Source organism: Methylobacterium pseudosasicola, assembly GCF_900114535.1.
Classification (GTDB): domain Bacteria; phylum Pseudomonadota; class Alphaproteobacteria; order Rhizobiales; family Beijerinckiaceae; genus Methylobacterium; species Methylobacterium pseudosasicola.
On the sequence record NZ_FOTK01000001.1, the window covers coordinates 319,676 to 343,177 of the forward strand.

20 protein-coding genes are annotated in these 23,502 nt (G+C 69.8%); 14 read left to right on the plus strand and 6 right to left on the minus strand.

From position 1 onward, the window contains the following. Positions 1-116 precede the first annotated feature (116 nt). The 4 genes from BM228_RS01560 (at position 117) to chrA (ending at position 5,680) form a co-directional block, all read left to right on the plus strand. Complete coding sequence (locus BM228_RS01560; protein WP_092036506.1) at positions 117-2,591, plus strand: heavy metal translocating P-type ATPase; 2,475 nt, start codon at positions 117-119, stop codon at positions 2,589-2,591. After that, positions 2,588-3,079, plus strand: coding sequence for a Cu(I)-responsive transcriptional regulator (gene cueR / locus BM228_RS01565; RefSeq protein ID WP_092036508.1), 492 nt, complete (start codon positions 2,588-2,590; stop codon positions 3,077-3,079). Before BM228_RS01560 ends, cueR begins: the two co-directional genes overlap by 4 nt. Positions 3,080-3,143: 64 nt before the next feature. Then, a complete protein-coding gene (locus BM228_RS01570; RefSeq protein ID WP_092036510.1) occupies positions 3,144-4,316 on the plus strand; it encodes a M20 aminoacylase family protein in 1,173 nt (390 codons plus the stop codon). Beyond that, complete coding sequence (gene chrA / locus BM228_RS01575) at positions 4,313-5,680, plus strand: chromate efflux transporter (RefSeq protein ID WP_092036756.1); 1,368 nt, start codon at positions 4,313-4,315, stop codon at positions 5,678-5,680. The genes BM228_RS01570 and chrA overlap by 4 nt, the downstream gene beginning before the upstream one ends. A 9-nt stretch (positions 5,681-5,689) precedes the next feature. Here the strand turns inward: chrA and BM228_RS01580 are convergent, their stop codons facing one another. After that, positions 5,690-7,090: a leucyl aminopeptidase family protein gene (locus BM228_RS01580; protein WP_092036512.1), complete on the minus strand. Its 1,401-nt coding sequence runs from the start codon at positions 7,088-7,090 to the stop codon at positions 5,690-5,692. A 129-nt stretch (positions 7,091-7,219) separates the two neighbouring features. On the opposite strand from BM228_RS01580, the gene BM228_RS01585 reads away from it, so the two are divergent. The 4 genes from BM228_RS01585 to BM228_RS01600 all read left to right on the plus strand — a co-directional run bounded on the left by BM228_RS01585 (position 7,220) and on the right by BM228_RS01600 (position 14,109). Beyond that, a complete protein-coding gene (locus tag BM228_RS01585; RefSeq protein WP_092036758.1) occupies positions 7,220-8,044 on the plus strand; it encodes a CDC27 family protein in 825 nt (274 codons plus the stop codon). Between the two features lie 337 nt (positions 8,045-8,381). Next, positions 8,382-11,081: an aconitate hydratase AcnA gene (gene acnA / locus BM228_RS01590; RefSeq protein ID WP_092036514.1), complete on the plus strand. Its 2,700-nt coding sequence runs from the start codon at positions 8,382-8,384 to the stop codon at positions 11,079-11,081. Between the two features lie 163 nt (positions 11,082-11,244). Continuing rightward, complete coding sequence (locus tag BM228_RS01595) at positions 11,245-11,931, plus strand: metal ABC transporter permease (protein WP_092036515.1); 687 nt, start codon at positions 11,245-11,247, stop codon at positions 11,929-11,931. Between the two features lie 480 nt (positions 11,932-12,411). Beyond that, complete coding sequence (locus tag BM228_RS01600; RefSeq protein ID WP_092036517.1) at positions 12,412-14,109, plus strand: methyl-accepting chemotaxis protein; 1,698 nt, start codon at positions 12,412-12,414, stop codon at positions 14,107-14,109. Between the two features lie 173 nt (positions 14,110-14,282). On the opposite strand, the gene BM228_RS01605 is transcribed toward BM228_RS01600, so the two are convergent. Together BM228_RS01605 and BM228_RS01610 are read right to left on the minus strand one after the other, a co-directional pair. Next, positions 14,283-14,945, minus strand: coding sequence for a 3-oxoacid CoA-transferase subunit B (locus tag BM228_RS01605; protein ID WP_092036518.1), 663 nt, complete (start codon positions 14,943-14,945; stop codon positions 14,283-14,285). A 179-nt stretch (positions 14,946-15,124) separates the two neighbouring features. Further along, complete coding sequence (locus tag BM228_RS01610; protein ID WP_092036520.1) at positions 15,125-15,862, minus strand: CoA transferase subunit A; 738 nt, start codon at positions 15,860-15,862, stop codon at positions 15,125-15,127. Positions 15,863-16,176: 314 nt separating this feature from the next. Between BM228_RS01610 and BM228_RS01615 the strand changes: the two genes are divergently transcribed. Both BM228_RS01615 and BM228_RS01620 read left to right on the plus strand, forming a co-directional pair. After that, positions 16,177-17,976: an AsmA family protein gene (locus BM228_RS01615; RefSeq protein WP_092036522.1), complete on the plus strand. Its 1,800-nt coding sequence runs from the start codon at positions 16,177-16,179 to the stop codon at positions 17,974-17,976. Between the two features lie 65 nt (positions 17,977-18,041). Beyond that, the gene (locus BM228_RS01620) at positions 18,042-18,821 is read left to right on the plus strand and encodes a DUF1499 domain-containing protein (RefSeq protein ID WP_092036524.1); all 780 of its coding nucleotides are present in this window, start codon (positions 18,042-18,044) and stop codon (positions 18,819-18,821) included. A 4-nt stretch (positions 18,822-18,825) separates the two neighbouring features. On the opposite strand, the gene BM228_RS01625 is transcribed toward BM228_RS01620, so the two are convergent. Continuing rightward, entirely contained in the window at positions 18,826-19,746 is a 921-nt protein-coding gene (locus BM228_RS01625; protein WP_092036760.1) for an MBL fold metallo-hydrolase, read from the minus strand. Between the two features lie 529 nt (positions 19,747-20,275). On the opposite strand from BM228_RS01625, the gene BM228_RS01635 reads away from it, so the two are divergent. Further along, positions 20,276-20,452, plus strand: a complete 177-nt coding sequence (locus tag BM228_RS01635) for a DUF1328 domain-containing protein (protein WP_007568853.1) — start codon at positions 20,276-20,278, stop codon at positions 20,450-20,452. A gap of 127 nt (positions 20,453-20,579) precedes the next feature. On the opposite strand, the gene BM228_RS01640 is transcribed toward BM228_RS01635, so the two are convergent. Beyond that, positions 20,580-20,780, minus strand: a complete 201-nt coding sequence (locus BM228_RS01640) for a NepR family anti-sigma factor (protein WP_139234034.1) — start codon at positions 20,778-20,780, stop codon at positions 20,580-20,582. 320 nt (positions 20,781-21,100) lie between these two features. On the opposite strand from BM228_RS01640, the gene BM228_RS01645 reads away from it, so the two are divergent. Both BM228_RS01645 and BM228_RS01650 read left to right on the plus strand, forming a co-directional pair. Further along, positions 21,101-21,904 (plus strand): response regulator, encoded by an 804-nt coding sequence (locus BM228_RS01645; RefSeq protein ID WP_058194056.1) that lies wholly within the window; start codon positions 21,101-21,103, stop codon positions 21,902-21,904. 455 nt (positions 21,905-22,359) lie between these two features. Continuing rightward, a complete protein-coding gene (locus BM228_RS01650) occupies positions 22,360-22,707 on the plus strand; it encodes a hypothetical protein (protein WP_244536985.1) in 348 nt (115 codons plus the stop codon). Between the two features lie 138 nt (positions 22,708-22,845). On the opposite strand, the gene BM228_RS01655 is transcribed toward BM228_RS01650, so the two are convergent. After that, positions 22,846-23,034, minus strand: a complete 189-nt coding sequence (locus BM228_RS01655) for a con-10 family general stress protein (protein ID WP_007568857.1) — start codon at positions 23,032-23,034, stop codon at positions 22,846-22,848. Positions 23,035-23,284: 250 nt separating this feature from the next. Here BM228_RS01655 and BM228_RS01660 point away from each other — a divergent pair, with 250 nt between their 5' ends. Continuing rightward, entirely contained in the window at positions 23,285-23,491 is a 207-nt protein-coding gene (locus tag BM228_RS01660; RefSeq protein ID WP_092036532.1) for a hypothetical protein, read from the plus strand. The last annotated feature ends 11 nt before the right edge of the window (positions 23,492-23,502 follow it).

Genomic DNA, 23,502 nt, shown 5'->3' on the forward strand with positions numbered 1-23,502 from the left:
GACTCTGTCGGGCGGCCCGCGAATTGGCAACGCTGGATGGATCAGGCGGCCCTTGACCTTCCCATGATGGGAAGCCCCATCTGAATGGCATGGCTGCTTCGATCGGAACTGCCCCCATGCCCGACCCTGTCTCCCTGAGCTTCCCCGTCGAGGGGATGTCCTGCGCGTCCTGCGTCGGACGGGTCGAGCGCGCCTTGAAGGCGCTGCCTGGCGCCCGCGACGTGGCGGTCAACCTCGCCACCAACCGCGCCAGCCTCGTCCTCGACGGCGGCGCAAGCCCGGCCGACGCCGCGGCGGCGCTGGCGGATGCCGGCTACCCGGTCCCGGAGACGCAGAGCCTGATCGCCGTCGACGGGATGTCCTGCGCGTCCTGCGTCGGCCGCGTCGAGCGGGCGCTCACCGCCGTGCCGGGCGTCATGGGTGCCAGCGTCAACCTCGTCACCGGCCAGGCCGCGATCCGCCATCCCGAAGGGCTCGTGGCGACCCCCGACCTCGTCACGGCCGTGGAGGCGGCGGGCTACGAGGCCCGACCCCTCGACGCCGGGCCGCGGATCGACCCGGCCACCCGGCGGGAGGCCGAGGGCCGCGCCCTGCGACGCGACCTCATCGCCGCGGCGCTGCTCTCCGCCCCCGTGGTGGTGCTCGACATGGGCGGCCACATCCTGCCGAGCCTGCACGGTGGACAAGCTACGGCCCTGGTCCAGGCCGTGCTGGCGACCCTGGTCCTCGCCTGGCCCGGCCGGCGCTTCTTCCTGCGCGGGGTGCCGGGCTTGGTGCGCGGTCATCCGGACATGAACGCCCTCGTCGCCCTCGGGGCCGGCGCTGCCTACCTCTATTCCCTGGTCTCGACCCTGGCGCCCGGCCTGCTGCCGGCCGGCGCGGTGCATCTCTATTTCGAGGCCAGCGTGCTCATCGTCACGCTGATCCTATTCGGGCGGACCCTGGAGGCCGGGGCCAAGGGCCGGACCGGACAGGCCATCGCCCGTCTGATGGATCTCGCCCCCAGGACCGCCCGGGTGATCCGCGCCGGTGCCGAGATCGAGGTGCCGCTGGGCGATCTCCGCCTCGGCGATGTGGTCCGCGTCCGCCCCGGGGAGCGCGTGGCGGCCGATGGCGTTGTGGTGTCCGGCACGAGCCACGTCGACGAGAGCATGGTCACCGGCGAGCCGGCGCCCGTGCGCAAGGGGCCGGGGGACCGGATGGTCGGCGGCACCCTCAACGGCCGCGGCAGCCTCGACCTGCGGGTCGATGCGGTTGGTGCAGCCACGGTGCTGGCGCAGATCGCCGCCATGGTCGAGCGGGCCCAGGGCGGCAAGCTGCCGATCCAGGCACTGGTCGACCGGGTCACCGGGCGCTTCGTGCCGGCGGTGATCGGGATCGCGCTGGCGACTTTTTTAGGATGGCTGATCTTCGCCCCGGCGCCAGCCCTTGGGCCGGCCTTGGTCAACGCCGTGGCGGTGCTGATCATCGCCTGCCCCTGCGCAATGGGGCTCGCCACCCCCACCGCCATCATGGTCGGGACCGGCCGCGCGGCGGCCCGCGGAATCCTGTTCCGCGACGGCGCGGCCCTGCAGGGGCTGCGCGACGTGCGCGTGGTCGCCTTCGACAAGACCGGGACCCTCACCGAGGGCCGCCCGCGCGTCACCGATCTGTTCGTCGGCGCGGGCCTCGCAGAGGAGGATGCGCTGGCGCTGGCCGCCGGCCTGGAGAGCCGGTCCGAGCATCCGCTGGCCGGCGCCGTGGTGGCGGCCGCGCGCGCGCGCGGCCTCGCCATCCCCGAGTCGGAGCACTTCGAGGCGCTGGAGGGGTTTGGAATTTCCGGCCGGGTCGCGGGTCGAAGCGTGGTCCTCGGCGCGCCGCGCTACCTCGAAAAACTCGGCATCGCTCAGGACACGGACCTTTCCGCCCGGGCCAAGCGCTTGGCCGCGGACGGCAAGAGCCCGATCCACCTGGCCCTCGACGACCGCCACGCTGGGCTACTGGCCGTCTCCGACCCGGTGAAACCGGGCGCCCGTGAGGCCGTGGCGGCACTGAAGGCGCAGGGGCTCGTCGTCGCGATGGTGACGGGCGACGATCCCCGCACCGCCGCCGGGATCGCCAAAAGCCTCGGCATCGACGAGGTGGCCGCCGGCATCCTGCCCGGCGGGAAGGTCGAGGCCGTCCAGCGGTTCAGGGCGGCACACGGGCCGGTGGCCTTCGTGGGCGACGGTATCAACGATGCGCCCGCACTGGCCGAGGCGGATGTCGGGCTCGCCATCGGCACCGGCACCGACATCGCCGTGGAGAGCGCCGATGTGGTTCTGATGTCGGGGGATCCGCAGGCGCTGGTGGAGGCGCTGTCCCTGTCCCGGGCGGTGATGGCCAATATCCGCCAGAACCTGTTCTGGGCCTTCGCCTACAATGCGGCCCTGATCCCGGTGGCCGCGGGCCTGCTGGTGCCGTTCGGCGGCCCGGCCCTGTCGCCGGTCCTGGCCGCCGGCGCCATGGCCTTCTCGAGCGTCTTCGTCCTCGGCAACGCCCTGCGGCTGCGCCGGGCGGGCGGTCGGGCCGAGCCCGCCGAGGCGACCGCGCTGTCGCCGAGGCCCGCATGAGCGCGGGCCCGATCACCATCGGCGAGGCGGCGCGGCGCACCGGCGTCTCGGCCAAAATGATCCGCTGGTACGAGGCGACGGGCCTGCTGCCGCCCGCCACCCGCTCCGAGGCGGGCTATCGCCATTACGACGATGCGGACCTGCACACCCTGCGTTTCGTCCGCCGCGCCCGCGACCTCGGCTTCAGCGTCGAGGCCATCTCGGACCTGCTGGCCCTCTGGCGCGATCGCGCTCGGCCGAGCGCCGGCGTGAAGGCGATCGCCGAGCAGCAGATCGCCGACCTGCGCCGGCGCATCGCCGAGCTGGAGGGCATGGCCCGGACCCTGGAGCACCTCGCCGAAAGCTGCTGCGGCGACGAGCGGCCCGAATGCCCGATCCTGGATGATCTCGCGACGGAGGATCATGCGCCCGCGCCGCGGCGGCACTCCGCCGGGTCGGAGGCTCTCGCGACCCACTCGATGGACCTGCGCACAAAGCGTGGCCGTTGACGCCGCGTCTGGCCCCAGCTTTGCTGGTCCGGCCCAGACCTGAAGGCCACGAAAGCCCGGACCCATGCCCGTCCTCGAACGGATCCGCGACTTCGCCGACACGATGACCACGTGGCGGCACGATCTCCACGCCCATCCCGAGCTGCTCTACGACGTGGAGCGGACCGCGGGATTCGTGGCCGATCAGCTCCGGGCCTTCGGCTGCGATACGGTGGAGACCGGCATCGGCCGCACCGGCGTGGTCGGGGTGATCCGCGGCAACGGCCGGAGCTCGAACCGCGCCATCGGGTTGCGTGCCGATATGGATGCCCTGCCGATCCAGGAGGTGCGCGATCTGCCCTATCGCTCCACCGTGCCGGGGAAGATGCACGCCTGCGGCCATGACGGGCACACCACGATGCTGCTCGGGGCGGCCAAGTACCTCGCCGAGACCCGGGACTTCGACGGTGCCGCGGTGCTGATCTTCCAGCCCGCCGAGGAGGGCGGCGGCGGCGGCGAGGCGATGGTCGAGGACGGCCTGATGGAGCGGTTCGGGATCGAATCGGTCTACGGGATGCACAACATCCCCGGCATGGCGGTCGGCACCTTCGCGATCCGGCCAGGGCCGATCATGGCGTCCACCGACCGCTTCACCCTCACCATCGAGGGGCGGGGCGGCCACGCGGCCCTGCCGCAGAACGCCGTCGACAGCGTGCTGGTGGCGAGCCACGTGATCATCGCCCTGCAGAGCATCGTGTCGCGCAACCTCCATCCCCTGGAATCGGCCGTGATCTCGGTCTGCGCGCTCGATGCCGGCGAGGCGTTCAACGTGCTGCCGCAGAGCGTGACCATGCGCGGCACCATGCGCACCCTGTCCCAGGCCGTGCGCAGCCAGATCAAGGCGCGGATCGAGACCCTGGTGACGGAGATCGCGGGTGCCTTCGGCGCCACCGGCGTGGTCGAGTATGGCTCGAGCTATCCGGTGACCGAGAACCACCCGGCCGAGACGGACTTCATGGCCGGCGTCGCCGAATCCCTCGTCGGGCCTGAGAATGTCGACCGGACGGTAGCGCCGATGATGACCGCCGAGGACTTCTCCTACATGCTCGGCCGCCGCCCCGGCGCCTACATGTTCATCGGAAACGGCGACAGTGCCTCGCTCCACCACCCGCACTACGATTTCAACGATGCCGCGGCGCCTTACGGGGCTTCGCTGTGGGCGCGCCTGATCGAGACCGCGCTGCCCCGGACGGCGTGACCCCTACGGGCGACCCCCGCATCCCGCTCCCGACCCTCCGGCAGGCCGTTCCGGTCTGGCTGCGGGTGGCCGCCCTCTCCTTCGGCGGCCCCGCCGGCCAGATCGCCGTGATGCACCGGATCCTGGTGGAGGAGCGGCGCTGGATTTCCGAGCGGCGCTTCCTGCACGGGCTCGGCTTCTGCACGCTCCTGCCGGGGCCGGAGGCGCAGCAGCTCGCCACCTATATCGGCTGGCTTATGCACGGCCCCACCGGCGGGCTGGTGGCGGGCGGGCTGTTCGTGCTGCCGGGGCTCGTCGCCCTGATGGGCCTGAGCTGGCTCTACGTGCTGTACGGAGCGGTCGTCTGGGTGGAGGGCCTGTTCTTCGGCCTCAAGGCGGCGGTGCTCGCCATCGTGCTGCACGCGCTCTGGCGCCTCAGCGGCCGGGCCTTGCGCCGGCGGGCGGACCGGCTCATCGCGGGGGCCGCCTTCGGGGCGATTTTTTTGCTCGCGGTGCCGTTTCCGTTGGTCGTCGTCGCGGCGGGCATTCTCGGCCTCGTGCTGGGGCGCCGGCCCGCGCCGGGCCCGACCCAAGCGGACGATGCGGCGGGTGACGAGGCCGGTTTCCTGATCGGCGCGGCGATGCTGCCGCGGGAGCACGCGGGGCCGGCGGATTCGCTGCGCATCGGCGCGCTCTGGCTGGCGATCTGGCTCCTGCCGGTGGCCGCCCTGCTGGTGCTGCCCGGGGTGCCCGCGGTCTTCGGGCAGGTCGCCGTGTTCTTCGCCAAGATGGCGGTGGTGACCTTCGGTGGCGCCTACGCGGCCCTGGCCTATGTCGCCCAGCAGGCGGTGGAGCATTACGGCTGGCTGCGGCCCGGGGAGATGCTCGACGGGCTCGGGCTCGCCGAGACCACTCCCGGCCCGCTGATCATGGTGCTCCAGTTCGTCGGCTTCCTGGCCGGCTACCGGGCGCCCGGCACCCTGCCGCCGCTGCTCGCCGGGACGCTGGCCGGCCTGCTCACCACCTGGGTCACCTTCGCGCCCTGCTTCCTCTGGATTTTTTCGGGTGCGCCGCTGATCGGGCGCCTGCGCGGCAGCCGGCTGCTCGCCGGCGCGCTCTCGGCGATCACCGCCGCGGTGGCCGGGGTGATCCTGAACCTCGCGGTCTGGTTCGGGCTGCGGACCCTGTTCCGCGAGGTCCGGACGGTGCCGTTCGGGCCCCTGCGCCTGGACCTGCCTGTGCTCGGCAGCCTCGATCCCACCGCCCTGGCGCTGACGCTGCTGGCGATCCTCGCCGTCTTCCGGCTCAATCTTGGGGCGGTGCCGACCCTGGCGCTGTGCGCCGGGGCCGGGATGCTGCTGCGGCTGACGGGGCTGCTGGCCTGACCCGGCAGGTCAGACCCCGTAGCGGGCCTTGAGCAAGGCGTAGGTCAGACGCGCGGTCTGGACCTCGCCGCCTTCGGGCCGGCCGGGCTTGGTCGAGGGATTCCAGCCGTAGAGGTCGAAATGCCCGTGTGCCTTGGTCTTCGGGGCGAAGCGGCGCAGGAACAGGGCCGCGGTGATCGCCCCGGCGAACGGGCCGCCGGAGACATTGTTGAGGTCGGCCACCTTGGAATCGAGCAGGCTCGCGTAGGGAGCGTGCAGCGGCATCCGCCAGATCGGGTCGATCGCAATCCGCCCGGCCTCCGCGACGGCGGTCGCCAGGGCCTCGTCCTCGGTGAAGAAGGCCGGCAGGTCCGGCCCCAGGGCCACGCGCGCCGCGCCCGTGAGCGTCGAGAAGTCCAAGATCAACTCGGGCGCCTCGGAATCGGCCAGCGTCAGCGCGTCGGCGAGGATCAGGCGGCCTTCGGCGTCGGTGTTGCCGATCTCGACGCTGAGACCGGCCCGGCTGGACAGCACGTCGCTGGGGCGGAAGGCGTTGCCCGCGATCGCGTTCTCCACCGCCGGGATCAGCACCCGCAGGCGGAGCCTGAGGCCGGCGCCCATGATCATGTCGGCGGCGGCCAGCGCCACCGCGGCGCCGCCCATATCCTTCTTCATCAGCAGCATCGCCGATGAGGGCTTGATGTCGAGCCCGCCCGTGTCGAAGGCGACGCCCTTGCCCACGAGGGTCACCCGCGGCGCGTCCTCCGGACCCCAGGTCAGGTCGATCAGCCGTGGCGTCCGCGTCGAGGCGGCACCGACCGCGTGGATCAGGGGAAATTCTTGGGCCAGCTCCTCGCCCTGCGTGACGTCAATCGCGGCGTCGTAGCGCTCGGCCAGGGCCCGGGCGGCGGCCTCGATCTCGGCCGGGCCGAGGTCGTTGGCCGGCGTGTTGATCAGGTCGCGGCCGAGCGCCACTGCGCCGGCGACCCGCTCGACCTCCGCGGCGTCGATCCCGGCCGGCGCCACCAGCCGGGCCTTGGTGCCCCCGGAGGACCGGTAGCGGCCGAAGCGGTAGCTGCCCATCAGCCAGGCCAGGGCGCCCTCGGCGGACTCCGGCGCGTTTTCCAAGCGAAACGCGCCCTCCGGCAGCAGGCCCGGCAACTTGCCGGCGATCAGCCGGTCGTAGGTTGGCGCCGCGGGATCGCCGAGGCCGAACAGCGCCCGGGCGAGACTCCCGTCAGGCCCCGGCAGCAGCGCGAGGCTCCCGGCCTTCGGCTTGAAGCCGATGGCGTGTGCGAAGCTCTTGTGCGCCGGTTCCAGGACGGCTTCGGCCTCGGGCCAGGAGGCCGTCGTCACGAGGGTGACCGGCACCGAGGGCGTGTCGGTGGGCAGCAGGGCGGGATGCGTCGCGGGAGCGTCGGCCTGGGTCATGTGCCTCTCGTGCGGCGGTCGGGCCGGCAGCGGCTTAACCGGTGGTTAGGGTTAACGCTCTATCACCGGCCGGCCGGGAGCGTGAAGCGCGAGCCAGAGCCCGCCCGGCCTGTGCCGGCGGAGCGCATCATGAAGACGGCCCCGACCCGGGTCACCCGGACCCTGGCTTCCCACGTCCGCCGCACCGGCCTCGCTGCCGTGGCTCTTGCGACGCTGGGCCTTGCCGGCTGCAACACCCGCTCCCCGGAAACCACCGGCTCGATCGGCGATCTCGGCGGCCGCCAGATGGCCTCGCGCCCGGAAGCGCCCTCCCGCCAGGATCTCGATGCACTGGCCGAGCGGTTCAACGCCAATCCCGGCGACGGGCGGGCGGCCATCGCCTATGCCCGCGCCCTGCGGGTGAACGATCAGGCGGCCCAGGCCTCCGCGGTGCTGCAGCAGGCGGCCCTGCGCAACCCGCGCGACACGTTCATCCTCGGCGCCTACGGTAAGTCGCTTGTCGAGGCCGGCCGGTACCGCGAGGCGATCGACGTCCTCGCCAACGCCCATTCCCCGGCCTCGCCCGATTGGCGCATCCTGTCGGCGCAGGGCTCGGCCTCTGCGCAGCTCGGTGAGCAGGCGCGGGCCCAGAGCTTCTACGAAGCCGCGCTCAAGATCCGGCCGAACGAGCCCTCGCTGCTCTCGAATCTCGGCCTGTCCTATGCCCTGTCGCGCAACCTCGACCAGGCCGAACAGACCCTGCGGCTCGCCGCCGACCAGCCCGGTGCCGATGCCCGGGTGCGGGCGAACCTCGCCCTCGTGCTCGGCCTCAAGGGTCGATTCGCCGATGCCGAGACGGTGCTGCGCCGGGACATGGGTCCCGAGGAGGCCGCGGCGAACGTCGCGTCCCTGCGCAAGCTCGCCGCCCAGCCGAATCGCTTCAAGGCGCTGTCCGGCACGCCGCAGCAGGGCTGACGGACCCTCAAATCCCATCTGAGCTACTCGCAAAGGCACCCGGGACCGCTCCGCGTCCCGGGCTTTGCCGTGCCGTGGGCACATGCCCACAAGCCCGACAGGGTAGCGCGGCTGTCATCGCAACCCGGTAGCGGCCAGATTCGAAAAGTTCTATATCGACTCCTGGCTGCGCCGCGCGGCTCCACGGGCGTCCAAATCGCCCCCGCGCATCGTCTCCTGCCCGGGCACTCCCGGGGCGGCGCGCGCCCGTCGGGCGCTACACAGGCCGAACACAGACTTCCTAGCGCAGGTCTTGCCTGCGCGTGTTCGACAACCCGCAGCGAGGATAGAACCAGCCGTGCCATCACTCGACAGCTTCAAGGCCCGCCAGACGCTCGAAGCCGGCGGCAAGACCTACACGTATTATTCGATCCCCGAGGCCGAGAAGAACGGCCTCGCATCCGCCACTGCGCTGCCCTTCTCGATGAAGGTGATCCTCGAGAACCTGCTGCGCTTCGAGGACGATCGCTCGGTCCGCAAGGCCGACATCGCGGCGACGGTCGGCTGGCTCGAGCAGAAGGGCAAGGCCGAGGTCGAGATCGCGTTCCGGCCCGCCCGCGTGCTGATGCAGGACTTCACCGGCGTCCCGGCCGTGGTCGATCTCGCGGCCATGCGCGACGCCATGGTGGCGCTGGGCGGCGACCCGCAGAAGATTAACCCGCTGGTCCCGGTGGATCTCGTCATCGACCACTCGGTGATCGTCGACGAGTTCGGCACCCCCAAGGCGCTCGCCGACAACGTCGCCCTGGAATACTCGCGCAACGGCGAGCGCTACACCTTCCTGAAGTGGGGCCAGTCGGCCTTCGACAACTTCTCCGTGGTCCCGCCCGGCACCGGCATCTGCCACCAGGTGAACCTGGAATACCTGGCCCAGACCGTCTGGACGAAGTCCGAGGACGGCTCCGAGGTCGCCTATCCCGATTCGCTGGTCGGCACCGATTCTCACACCACCATGGTCAACGGCATGGCGGTGCTCGGCTGGGGCGTCGGCGGCATCGAGGCCGAGGCGGCCATGCTCGGCCAGCCGCTCTCGATGCTGATCCCCGAGGTCGTGGGCTTCAAGCTGTCGGGCAAGCTGCCCGAGGGCACCACCGCCACCGACCTCGTGCTCACCGTCACCCAGATGCTGCGCAAGAAGGGCGTGGTCGGCAAGTTCGTGGAGTTCTACGGCCCCGGCCTCGACGACATGGCGGTGGCTGACCGGGCCACGATCTCCAACATGGCCCCGGAATACGGCGCCACCTGCGGCTTCTTCCCGATCGACCAGAAGACCATCGACTTCCTGAAGGTCACCGGCCGCTCCGACGACCGGATCGCCCTGGTGGAAGCCTACGCCAAGGCCCAGGGCATGTGGCGCGACGCCAAGACCCCCGACCCGGTCTTCACCGACACGCTGCATCTCGACATGGGCGAGGTCCGGCCCTCGCTCGCCGGACCGAAGCGCCCGCAGGACCGGGTGCTTCTCGACGCCGCCAAGCCCGGCTTCGCGACCTCGATGGAGACCGAGTTCAAGAAGGCCGCCGACCTCGCCCGCCGCTATCCCGTAGAGGGCACGAACTTCGACATCGGCCACGGCGACGTGGTGATCGCAGCGATCACCAGCTGCACCAACACCTCGAACCCGTCGGTGATGATCGGCGCGGGCCTGCTCGCCCGCAACGCCGTCGCCAAGGGCCTGCGCTCGAAGCCGTGGGTGAAGACCTCGCTGGCCCCCGGCTCGCAGGTCGTCGGTGAGTACCTCGAGAAGTCCGGCCTGCAGGAGCCTCTCGACGCGCTGGGCTTCAACCTTGTCGGCTTCGGCTGCACCACCTGCATCGGCAATTCCGGCCCGCTGCCGGAGGCGATCTCAAAAGCGATCAACGACAACGACGTCGTGGCCGCCGCGGTGCTCTCGGGCAACCGCAACTTCGAGGGCCGGGTGAACCCCGACGTGCGGGCGAACTATCTCGCCTCGCCGCCGCTGGTGGTGGCCTACGCGCTCGCGGGCTCGATGCAGATCGACATCACCACCGAGCCGCTGGGCCAGGGCTCCGACGGGAAGCCGGTCTACCTGAAGGATATCTGGCCGTCCTCGGCCGAGGTCCAGCAGTTCATCGAGGAGAACATCACCTCGGCCCTGTTCAAGCGCCGCTACGCCGACGTGTTCGGCGGCGACCAGAACTGGAAGGATGTCGAGGTCACCGAGGCCGAGACCTTCGCGTGGAACCCCGGCTCCACCTACGTGCAGAACCCCCCGTACTTCGTCGGCATGGAGAAGACGCCCAAGCCCGTGGAGGACATCGAGAACGCCCGCATCCTCGGGCTCTTCCTCGACTCGATCACCACCGACCACATCTCGCCCGCGGGCAACATCCGGGCGGCCTCGCCGGCCGGCGAGTACCTGCAGGCGCACCAGGTCCGCGTGCAGGACTTCAACCAGTACGGCACGCGGCGCGGCAACCACGAGGTGATGATGCGGGGCACCTTCGCCAACATCCGCATCAAGAACCAGATGGTCCGGGACCCGTCCGGCAACGTGGTCGAGGGGGGCTGGACGCTGTTCCAGCCGTCCGGCGAGAAGATGTTCATCTACGACGCGGCGCAGAAATACGCCGCGCAGGGCACCCCGCTCGTCGTCTTCGCCGGCAAGGAATACGGCACCGGCTCCTCGCGCGACTGGGCGGCCAAGGGCACGAAGCTGCTCGGCATCCGCGCCGTCGTGGCCGAGAGCTTCGAGCGCATCCACCGCTCGAACCTCGTCGGCATGGGCGTGGTGCCGCTGGTCTTCCAGGGCGATACGTCCTGGGCATCCCTGGGCCTCAAGGGTGACGAGACCGTCACCATCAAGGGCCTGTCGGGCGAACTGAAGCCGCGCCAGACCCTGGTCGCGGAGATCACCTCGGCGGACGGATCGAAGAAGGAGGTGCCGCTCACCTGCCGGATCGATACGCTCGACGAGCTGGAATACTTCCGCAACGGCGGCATCCTGCCCTACGTGCTGCGCTCCCTCGCAGCCTGAGCATCGACCGGGCGGGCCTTCGGGTCCACCCGGACAGTTCCGAGGCGGCGCCATCCGGCGCCGCCTTTTTCACGTTTGGCGCCCGCGTATTGTCTTGCGCGCAATCTTGTTTTCGTCGCCCGGCACCCCATAACCCGGCTCCCGAAGCCAGGATGGGACCCCCATGAAGCACGTCACAAAAACACTCGCCGCCGCCGGACTGACGGCTCTGCTGTCGAGCGCGGCCTTCGCCGCCCAGGTCGAGCGCGTCCGCGGCACCATCGACAAGGCCGAGGGCAGCACGCTCACCATCAAGACCGAGGACGGCAAGTCAGAGACCGTCGATGTCGGCGGTGCGAAGTTCGCCTGGGTCGTCCCGTCGAGCCTCGACCAGATCAAGGACGGCGTCTTCATCGGCACGGCCACCAAGGGCGAGAACCCGATGACGGCCCTCGAAGTCGTGCTCTTCCCCGAGTCGATGCGCGGCACCGGCGAGGGCCATTACGGCTGGGACTCGATCACCGACCAGACCGGCGGCGCCGGCTCCAAGGTGAAGAGCGCCATGACCAACGGCACCGTGAAGGCCGAGACGGCCAACGCCCCGAAGGTCAAGAGCGCCATGACCAATGGCACCGTGAAGGCCGACAAGGCGGCGTCGGGCGGCGAGCGCACCCTGACGGTGAGCTACGGCAAGGACGGGTCCAAGGAGATCGTGGTGCCGTCCTCGGCGCCGATCGTCGCCTTCGAGCCGGCCGACAAGGCGATCCTGGCGCCCGGCTCCAAGGTCTTCGCCGTGGTCGCCAAGGATGGCGCCAAGGCTGAGGGCAAGCTCGTTGCGGTCGGCAAGGACGGCCTCACCCCGCCGATGTGATGTTTGGGAGTCTTCGCGTACCGCGGCCGGCCGGACCGGCCGCGGTACGCGGACTCCTCATCGAAGCTCGGGCGTTCTGCAGGTTCGGAGACGAAGGCTGAACCTGCAGCGTTCGGGCGATGGCGCATCGCCTCCGGGATGGGTCGAGCGTATGCACAAATCATTGGCACGCTCGGGCGCCGTGCAGGGGGAGGGACTGGGCTTTTCACATCCGTGAGCAACGGCCGTGAATCAGCAATCCGTCTCGCAGCAGGTGATCAGTTTTTGGGATAAGTCAATACATATACAATTCTATTCAAATTTTATAAAAGAAAATCGCTAATCAAATTGAAACTTTGTGTGAGAAATCGGTGCGTTATATAACCGGGCAAATTATGTTCGGTTTGTGGGCAGCGTAATCCGGCCGATCTCAGGCGTTGATATTTTCGCGACCGTGCTAGAATATCTGCGATCTAGCATCGAAGACGCGAGACTGGCGCGATGAAATTCTTGCGCGACGCAAAAATTCTTGTGAAGTTTATAATTCCGCTTGCCATTATAGCCTTCACGGCGGGAGGATTGCTCCTCTACGCCCGTTCGAGCTTGATCGCGCAGTCAGGACAGACTCGGCAGATCGTCGATGTGCAGGCCAAGCGCCTCGCGCTGATCCTCAGCCTCCAGATCGATGGCAGCGAGATTTCTGTCCAGGCCCGGAACCTCGTCCTGGAGACGCGGGACTCCCAGATGGCGGGGTACGAGACCCGCATCAAGCAGGCCAAGGCGCACGCCTTCGGCGTCATCGATGAGCTGGGGAAGCTCACCGATACGGCCGAGCGGCGCGCGGCGAACGACGCGCTGCGCCAGACCTTGACGGCGCTCGGTGCGGTCATCGACCGGGTCGTCGCCAGCGCGGAGCAAGGCGACAGCGAACTCGCGCGCGACATCCTGTTGGGCGACGGCAATCCGCTGCGCGCGAAGCTGTGGGAGCTGGCGCGAGCTCGGGTCGAGGTTCTGACGACCGAACTCCAGAACGAGCGCGACGCGTCCGAGCAATCGGCCTCGCGCGCTACCCTCACGCTGGTCGCAGCGGCCTCGATCGGCCTCGTCGTCGCCATCGCGGCGGGCGTGGCGGTGGTCGTCCTGGGCGTTGCGGCGCCCCTCAAGAAGCTGGTCCGGACGCTCGAACGGATGGGGCGCGGGGAGATCGACAGCGACATCGCCGAGGCCGCCCGCGGCGACGAGATCGGCGCGGTCGGGCGTGTGGTCGAGGGGATCAAGCGGATGGTCGCCGAGAGGGCGGCGGAGCAGGCCGAAATCCGGCGCCGCGTTGAAGCGGAGGCTTCGGCCGAGCGCAGGCGCGCCCGGGCCGAGCTGGCCGAGCGCTTCGAGCGGACCATGGGCGGCATCGTCGGTGCCGTGTCGAACTCGGCCTCCGAGCTTCAGAACGCCGCCCAGAGCATGACCGACACTGCCAGCCTCGCGGCGATGCAGGCCGCCACCGTCGCGGCGGCGGCCGAGGAAGCCGCCGGCAACGTCCAGACCGTGGCGACGGCCGCGGAGGAGCTGGGCACCTCGGTTCAGGAGATCGGCCGGCAGATCACCGGATCGGCCGATCTGACCCGGATTGCGGCGCGGGAGGCCGGTGAGACGACTCAGCTCGTCCAGGCCCTGAACCAGACTTCGGTGAAGATCGGCGAGATGGTCGGGCTGATCGCCAGCATCGCCAGCCAGACCAACCTGCTGGCGCTCAACGCGACCATCGAGGCGGCCCGGGCCGGCGAGGCCGGGCGCGGCTTCGCCGTCGTCGCCAGCGAGGTGAAGGAGCTGGCCAGCCAGACCGCCAAGGTTACGGACGAGATCACTGGCCAGATCGGCGCGATCCGGGCGGTGACCGAGAACGCCGTGGCGGCGATCGGGGGCATCACCGGCCGGATCGGCGAGATCGACGGCGTCACCGCCAGCATCGCTACGGCGGTGGAGGAGCAGGGCGCTGCGACCCAGGAGATCGTCCGCAACGTCGCTCAGGCCGCGTCGGGCACCGGCGAGGTGACCAGCAACATCGTCGGGGTCGCGGAGGCGTCCGAGAAGACCGGGGCGGCCGCGACCCAGGTGCTGGGCGCAGCCGCCGTGCTCTCGGATCAGTCCGGGCGTCTGAACGCCGAGGTGGCCCGCTTCCTCAACGGCATCCGGGCCGCTTGAGGAACATTCTTTCGGTCCGATAGCCTCACAAAAATCATGGTTTCAAAAGGTCTTCGACCTTTTGCGGGTGCAGGACGGAGCCCTGCGAGGCCTCGGGGCTCCGCGCACCGAACCCCGCCAAAGGGCCGCAGGCCCTTTGGAAACCCCTGCTCTGGCCGTGTGATCGCGCCGTATCAGGCCGCGAGTGCGACGGTGTAATCCGCCTCAGTCTTCTTGCGGATTTCCTCCTCGGAGACGCCGTCGGCGAGCTCGATCAGCTTCATGCCGCCGTCACCCTTCTTGTCGATCTCGAACACCCCGAGATCGGTGATGACGAGGTCGACCACCTGCGTGCCGGTGAGCGGCAGGTCGCAGGCCTTGAGCAACTTGGGGCTCTCGGTGCCGTCCTTGTTCTTGGCGACGTGCTCCATCACCACGACCACGCGCTTGACCCCGGCCACGAGGTCCATGGCGCCGCCCATCCCCTTCACCATCTTGCCGGGGATCATCCAGTTGGCGAGGTCGCCGTTGCCGGCCACCTGCATCGCCCCGAGGATCGACAGGTTGATGTGGCCGCCCCGGATCATCCCGAAGGAATCCGCGGAGGAGAAGTAGCTCGTCGTCGGCAGCGCGGTGATCGTCTGCTTGCCGGCGTTGATCAGGTCGGCATCCTCCTCGCCCTCGTACGGGAAGGGCCCCATGCCGAGCATGCCGTTTTCGGATTGCAGCTGCACCGACATGCCCTCGGGGATGTAGTTCGATACCAACGTCGGGATGCCGATACCGAGGTTCACGTAGAAGCCGTCTTCCAGCTCCTTGGCGGCGCGCGCCGCCATCTGCTCGCGGGTCCAGGCCATGGTCGTCTCCTGATAGCGTGGCGCGCTCAAGCGCGGCCGGATCTGGCTATGTCCCTCCCCCTTGCGGGGAGGGGGAGGGGTGGGGGTGGTTCAGACGGGACCGCAGAGCCTCATCCGGCACCACCCCCACCTCCGGCTCCTCCCCGCAAGGGGGAGGAGAGAAGCGTGGAGGCGCGCGCCTAATGCGTGCCGCCGCCGGCAGCTGCGGGCGTGCTGTCGCCGCGCTTACGCACGGTGCGTTGCTCGATGCGCTTCTCGCGCAGGCCCACCTCGATGATCCGCTTCACGAAGATCCCGGGCGTGTGGATCGTGTCCGGGTCGATCTCGCCTGGCTTCACGAGGTGCTCCACTTGCGCCACAGTCATCTTGGCGGCGGTCGCCATCATCGGGTTGAAGTTGCGCGCGGTCATCCGGTAGCGGAGGTTGCCCTCGGTATCGCCGGTATGGGCGTGCACGAGGGCGAGGTCGGCGAACAGGCCGCGCTCCATCACGTAGTGCTCGCCGTCGAACTCTCGCACTTCTTTGCCTTCGGCGACCTTGGTGCCGACGCCGGTCTTGGTGAAGAAGGCCGGGATGCCGGCGCCACCCGCGCGGATGCGCTCGGCCAAGGTGCCTTGCGGGTTGAACTCGATCTCCAGCTCGCCCCCGAGATACTGCCGGGCGAACTCCTTGTTCTCGCCGACATAGGACGAGATCATCTTGCGCACCTGCCGCGTGTCCAGGAGCTTGCCTAGGCCGACCCCGTCGATGCCGGCGTTGTTCGACACGATGGTCAGGCCCTTGACCCCCGAAACGCGCACCGCCTCGATCAGCTCGTCGGGGATGCCGCAGAGGCCGAAGCCGCCGCACATCACCATCATGTCGTCGCGCAGCAATCCGGCCAGAGCCGCCGTAGGATCCGTGTAGACCTTCTTCATCGAACCGTCCTTTTCCCGTCCGGTCTGACCCGGCCGAAACCTTGGGAAGCGCGTTTCCTCGGGTCTGCTGTCCCTGATTCCGCTGACGAAATCCAGTACCGGTATCCTCGGCACACATGGCGTCCGGGGCGATCCGTAACCCGCACCGCGTTGGGGAGAGCGCAGCGGCTCGCGCGGCCCCCCGCAGACAAGGCCGGCGGAGCACGCTATGACGTGCACCCAACGAGCAGACCCGACCGGGCCGCGACGGCTTGAGGGGGCTGGCGCGGCACCCGGCCCTCGGCCGCAGCCGCGGCTCGCCCATCCGGAGCACGATGTCGCCCCGACGCCCCATCTTCCTTCTCGCCCTCGCAGGCCTGACCCTGGCGGGCCTCGGCCTGCGGGACTGGCCGGTCGACGGCCGCCGGGCGATGACCTTCGCGGGCGGCGCGCTGGACGATTACGGCCTGACGCTGACCGCCGAGGGCCCGGCGCGCCTCACGCTCCTGCCTCTTCCGCGCCTGTCCCTCGGTCCCGTCCGCGTCGCCGCCGGCCCCACGGGGTCGACCCTCGCCGAGGGCGGAAGCCTGACGATCGACCTCGATCCGCTGGGGCTCCTGGCCGGCCGCGCCGCCCTGGGCGGTCTCCGGCTCGAAGGCGCCAGCCTGTCGCCGGATGCCGAGGCCTGGAGCGTGCCGCTCGCCCAGCTGTCCGCGCGGATGCGCTCGGGCGCGACGCAGCGCCCCCGCTGGCTGACCGTGACCGGCGCCCGCATCGCCGGGGGCGACGAGGCCCGGGACATCGACATCGACCTCGCTTGGCCGTTCTGGAGCGCCTCCGCGGAGGCCCGAGCGAGCCTGACTTGGCGGGGCGTGCCGACGCGGATCGCGCTGACCCATCTGCGGCCCGCCGACATCGTTCAGGGGCTTGCGACCCCATTTACCGCCGCAGTGACGTGGCCCGACGGCAATCTGGCGGTCGACGGCACCGCAAGCCCGCCGCCGAAGGGAGGCGCCCTGCCGGTGCTGGCCGGGCGCGCCCGGTTCGAGAGCCGCGCGCTCCCCGAAACCCTGGCCTGGCTCGGCCATGACGCGCCGCTTTCCTCGCTCGCCGGGGCTTTCTCCCTCGACGGGCGTTTCGAGACTTCGGACCGATCCGTATCCTGGCCGAGCCTGCGCGTTGGGCTCGGTGACGACGTGCTGGAAGGCGCAGGCGCCGTGACCTTCGGGCCGGGGGCCGTGCCGCGGCTCTCGGTCCAGGCGACCCTGGCGGCCGAGACGCTCAACCTCGCGCCGCTGATCGGTGACGTGATCAAGCTGTTCGACGCGGAGGCCGCGCCCCTGGCCCTGGCGCCGCTGACCAAGGGGGATCTCGACCTGCGCCTGTCGGCAGCGGAAAGCCGGGTCGGACCTTTCCAGGTTCAGGACCTCGCCGCCAGCATCCTGGTGCGGGACGCCGCGCTGGAAGTCGCGGTGAACCGCGCCCGCCTCCAGGACGGGACGCTCAAGGGGCGTCTTACCCTGGCGAGCGCCGAGGATCCCGCCGAGACCGAGGTGCGGATGCAGGGCAGCCTGGATCGGGTCGATGTTGGGGCTCTGCTCGGCGAGATCGGCGGCGGCCGCTGGATGAGCGGCCCCTTGCAGGGCCAAGTCACTCTGGAGGGCAGTGCCCGGGACAGTGCCGGCCTGCTCGCTCATCTGGGGGGGCGTGCCACGCTGGCCATCGACGGCGGCACGATCTCGGGCCTCGACCTAGCCGAGGTCGTCCACCGCAACGGCGCCGTCCCCGCCGGGGCGCTCGCGCGCCGCAACGGCCGGACCGCCTTCGAGCGTGCCGCGATCACCCTGCGTTTCTCCGACGGGATCGGCGAGTTCGCCGAGTCCGGCCTGCGCGGGCCGAGCGTCGGGGCCAACCTGCAGGGTCAGGTCTCGCTGCCCGGGCGGCGGATCGAGGCCCGGGGCGATCTGGCGCTTCGCGCCGCCGACCCGTCCCGCGGCCTCCTGTTCGAGGTTTCGGGGCCGTGGGACGCGCCGACCGCGCTGGTCGTTCCCCACGGCGAGGCGATGCTGCCCGATCCCTTCAAGGTTCCGGCCGCCCTCGGGCTGAGCGGCAACGCCCGCGCCTACGCGCCCTGATGCGGGCGATGGCACCGACGCTCGCCCGATTCTAAGCTTCGGCTTCAACCCAATCCGTGACCCCCATGCGCCCCCTGCTTGTCGAGGAACCCGTCACCCGCGCCGGACCGTTGTCGCGGCAGCTCGCGGTGTTCGCCATCATCGCCACGGGGCTCGCCCTGATCGTGGTGCGCGACCCGCGCGCCGATACCGATGCGGCTTTGGTCGCGCTGGCGGCCGGGCTCTGCGTCGCCCTGGCCGCGGCGGCCGCCTCCGTGTTCGCCTTCGTGCAGGTCTGGCGCGAGGGCGCGCGGGGTCTGGGGGCCGCGCTCGCCGGATTGTTCCTGGCGCTGCTGCTTCTGGGCTATCCGGCCTATCTCGGCTTGCGCGGCCTGCGCCTGCCGGCCCTGTCGGACATTACCACCGACATCGACAACCCGCCGGCTTTCTCGCGCTCGCGCGCCGCCTTCGCGGCCCGGGGCGGGCGCTATCCCACGGATCCCGGCCCCGCGCTCCGCGAGCGCCAGCGCGGCGCCTACCCGCAGATCGCCCCGTTGACCCTCGATATCGGCGCCGACGAGGCGTTCGAACTGGCCCGCAAGGCCGCCCTCAACCGGCATTGGCAGATCGTCGAGGCAATCCGTCCGGGCGGACGCACCGGCAACGGCCGGATCGAGGCGGTGGCCCGCGGACTCATCCTCAACCTGCCCGACGACGTGACCGTACGGATTCGGCCCCGGGCCGACGGCGCTCGGATCGACGTGCGCTCGGCCTCCCGGCTCGGCGGCCGGGATTTCGGCACCAATGCCGACCGGATCCGTGCCTATCTCGACGATGTCGCCAACCTGGCGCTGGCTGTGAAGTAGTCCGTCAGGCCGGCGCGTAGGCGCTGTCGAGACGCGGCGGTCCCTCGCAGGCCACGAGCCCGCGCCCGACCAGATCCTCGAGATGGGCGAAGACCGACAGGGCGGCAGCGCCGTGCAGCCGCGGGTCGAGGCCCTGGTAGATCGCCGCGACCACCTCCGGGATGCGGACATCGCCGGCAACCAGCCGGGCGCGGATCGCCGCCTCCCGCTGGCGGCGATGGCCGATGAGGCAGCGGACGAGACGCGCGGGCTCGCGCACCGGGCCGCCATGGCCCGGCCAGTAGATCGTCTCGCCGCGTCCGCGCAGCTTTTCCAGCGAGGCCATGTAGGCGCGCATCTCGCCGTCCGGGGGCGCTACGATCGTGGTGTTCCAGGCCATCACGTGGTCGCCCGAGAACAGCGCCTCCGCCTCCGGCAGCGCGAAGGCGAGGTGGTTCATGGTGTGGCCGGGGGTCTCCAAGGCCACGAGGGTCCAGCCCGGCCCGGAGACCGTGTCGCCCTCCGCCATCACGCGCTCGGGGGCGTGGGCCTTGTCGGAACTGGCGTCGAGCACCGGCGTCTCGCCCTCCGCCAGGGCGCGGGCGGCCCGATGCGGGCCACAGCCGACGATTGGCGCTCCGGTCCGGGCCGCCAGAAGCCGCGCCCCGGGCGAATGATCGCGATGGGTGTGGGTGACGACGATGGCCTCGACCTGCTCATCGGTGAGATCGGCCAGCAGCGCCTCGATATGGCTGGGATCATCCGGCCCGGGGTCGATGACCGCGACGCGCCGATCGCCGACCACGTAGGTGCAGGTGCCTGTGGCCGTGAACGGGCCACCGTTCGGAGCGATTCGTCGCCGGATCAGCGGCGCCACGCGCTCAAAGCGCCCAGCCTCGGGCAAGGACCGCTCGAAAGTCGGCCCGCTTGCCTCGTCATCCGCCATCGCCACCCCGTGCATGCCCGGGGGTGGTTCTAGAGCCGGGCCCGCTCGCGGTGCAATCGGGCAGAGGTGTCGGGTGCAATTCCCGGAGGGGATGGCTCGCGTGGTTTCAGGGTTGCCGAGCCGCCTTCGCTTCGCTTGCGGCTCAGTCCGCCCGGTGGGACCGGCCGGCCCGCACGCGGACAGGCACCGGAACGGGTGCCGGTATCACGCCGAGACCGAGGGCCGCCGCACGCACAGCGTCGGCAGCCCCATCGACGATTTCCGTCACGCGCGCCGCCAGCGCGTTGGCCTTGGATCGAACGGCTCTCTTTGCAGCTTGCAGCATCTCGGATCCTAGCTCGGACCTAATGATCTCTGTTCGAACGCTACCGTCTGGCTCCCGTTCCGTCACGCATCGTCGCGGGCCGATCCGTAAGCGAGAGGAAAGGGAAGTCCTTTGTCAAGTGCGCGGAACCGAAGCGAAACCTTGGCGTTTTCGAGTCCAGAACGACGCGGCCACCCGCGCCGGTACTTTTAAAGGATACGTACAATGCTCGGTTGGGCCGTAACTTTCCTCGTCGTCGCTCTGGTCGCTGCTCTGCTCGGCTTCGGTGGTATTGCCGGAACCGCGATGGAAGCCGCCAAGCTGGTTTTCTTCGTGGCGATCGTCCTGTTCGCGATTTCCGCGGTCGTCGGCCTGATGCGCGGCCGTTCGCCAACTCTGTAACGCGGTCGTAGCAACTGGCGCTGGCGCCAGGCTGACGAAGCGATTGCGGAAAAGCCGCCGCGAACACCGGCGGCTTTTCCATCTTCAGCGGTATCGAAGCGGAAGACAACACCGGCGGACATGCGGGTCAGGCCTTTTTGCGGTCCCCGCCATCGAGCTTCGCGATCAGTTCGGCGAAGCGATCCGGGACCGGCTGCTGGGCCACGGTGTCGTACATCGCACGCAACTGAGCGGCGAGGCGGTTGCGGGTGTGATCGCTCAGGCCGCCGCGGCCTGCTTGCCGCTCGCCCGGGACGGCAGTGGTGTTTCGCGTGTCGCCCGAGGCGATCGTCGTGGTGCCGGCCGGGGGATCGACGGTGGTTCCAGCATACGGATCTCCTGCGCGGAGGTCCGCGTCCTTCCCCTCGTCCGCCATTCACACGCCCCTTGTTGCCGAAGTCCGCTGGGCCGCATTGTGCTGCGGCTCGACATACGCCATGGCTGCGGCTGCAACGCCCGCCCGCCGGATCGGTTCCGCTGGGGGCGGAACGGAGTGCGGGCCGCCGCGTTGGGCGGTAGGCTGCGCAGGATACAAGCCGGCCCCGGCACGACCTCGGTCGAGGACCGAGGCATCGCGGCCGGGCAACACGGCGAGGCACAGGGGATCGAATGTCGACATCGCAACTCGTGGTACAGCACCTGCCGTACCTGCGCCGCTACGCGCGGGCGCTCACGGGGAGCCAAGTGGCGGGCGACGCCTATGTCGCCGCCACCCTGGAAACCCTCGTCAATGAGCCGGACACGCTCGGCCGCAGCACCAACATCAAGGCCGACCTGTTCCGGGTCTTCACCCGGATCTGGAACTCCCTGTCGGTGAACGGGCGCAGCGAGCAAGTCCAGCACGATTTGCCCGCCGAGGTCCGCCTCGGCCAGATTACCCCCCTGCCGCGTCAGGCGTTCCTGCTCTCCTGCCTCGAGGGCTTCTCGGAGGAAGATGCGGCGATCATTTTGGCCGTGGACGTCTCCGAGGTCCGCGACCTCGTCGATGAGGCCGGCCGCGAGCTCGCCGCCGACATGGCCACCGAGATCCTCATCATCGAGGACGAGCCGCTGATCGCCATGGATCTCGAGGCTTTGGTCGAAGGGCTCGGCCACAACGTCATCGGCGTCGCCCGCACCCGCACCGAGGCGATCAAGATCGCCGGCGAGGGCAAGCGCCCGGGCCTGATCCTGGCCGACATCCAGCTGGCCGACGGGTCCTCGGGCCTGGATGCCGTGAACGATCTTCTGAAGACCTTCGAGGTCCCGGTGATCTTCATCACCGCCTATCCGGAGCGCTTCCTCACCGGCGAGCGGCCGGAGCCGGCCTTCCTGATCGCCAAGCCGTTCCAGCCGGCGAATGTTTCGGCGGTGATCAGTCAGGCGCTGTTCTTCCAGCAGACCGCGCGTCGCCGGGAAGCCAAGACGGCTTGATCGTTCGACGTCGGAGCGGCTTGTCGCTCCGCACCAGCTACGACCTTCGAAAAAGACCCCGGCGCGAGCCGGGGTTTTTTGTTGCGCGCCCACCCTGTCGAACGCGCGCAAAAAAACGGGCCGGAGATGGCTCCAGCCCGTCGAAAAGGTTCCGGCCGATGCACAAGGGGAATGCGGGGAGGACCAGGTGGCCGGGTCTCGATGTAACGGCCAGCGCCCCCGGGAGGTTCCGGAAATTGCGCTTTTTGGGCGAGCGTGGCTTTCGCGACACAGGGGATGGTTGTGGATGACGCGCGTGTGCCGCCGCACCAACAGCTGGGCCGTTGGCGAATACTGAGGGATCGCAAGGACGGGACAGTTGTGGAACCGGCGATTGCAGGCTGCGTTGTTGAAACATCCTGTCAAGCTCTCGTGATGAGGTCGGGGCAATGCTGCGGTCTGGTTTCATTCTGGGCGTGAGTGCTCCCGCGGCTCTTCTCACCGTGCTGGTCCAGCCGGTGGTGCGCGAGACCGCCGATCATTGGTCGCCGCCGGTCATCGCCGCGACCGCTTCCGTGCCGGCGCCGCTGCCGGGCATGCGTCCGGTCTCCCTGGCCCTGAACCCGACCCGCGTCGCCGGTGTCCAGCGTACCGAAGGCCGCTCGGGCCCGGTCGCCGAAGAGGGGCAGGAGCTCGGTATCCGGCCGATCCTCAAGCAACCACCGCAGCCGCGCCGCCTGGTGCGCGAGGGTTGCGAGACCGCGCTCAGTTCCCTGGTCGGCCCCGAAGCACGGCGCATGACCCCGGGCCGCTGCATTTCCTGAGCAAGCCAACCGCTTCGACATACAGCAAAAGGCCCCGCCGGATCGGCGGGGCCTTTTGCTTTGAAGTGGTCTCTACAAACAAGGACGGCGCCGGTCGGGAGACACGGCGCCGTTACGCGACTCGATCGTGGTGGTGGGTCACTCGGCGCGGCCGGTCCCCGTGGATTGGCCACCCTTACGCCCCGCGGACGAAGCCAGTTCGCGGTCCTGCGAGAAAGAACGCTTCTCGGCCGGCACGCTGCGTCCGCCCTTGCTGGCGATCTCGCGCTGCCGCGACAGGTCCATCGAGGCAAAGCCTCGCTTCGAGGTTGAATTCCCGGATGCCATCAGTTCCTCCTCAGGCTTCGCTTCACCCCGCAACAACCTTCAGCAATAACCAAGGTTCCTGTGGCGAGACGTGGCCAAGTTTGGCAAAGCTAAGCTTGGCAGCAACCGCCGACTGTGTGCGGCGTTGATCCGGGATTGACCTGCACGCACTTCCAGGGACGCCCGATGCGGGCCGGCGCACGGCCGGCCTGTTCTCGTTGGGCGCTCGGAGGGAAGCCGCGCCGCGGGCTAGGGAAAAGGGCTTCGCGCGATGACGAACCGCAACATGGTCAAGACCGGTCCGGGATCGGGGCCGGAGGTCCAGCCGAACACGCCGCCGCTGCCGCCCATGCCCGCCCCGGAGGATTCGCCGACGCCGACGACGCGCGAGGAGCCGGTCGACTCGCCGCACCTGAATGCCAGCCCGAACCGCGCGGCTCCCAGCCCGGGAGAGCACGGCCTGTCGACGAAGCGCTGAGGCAGGTCTCC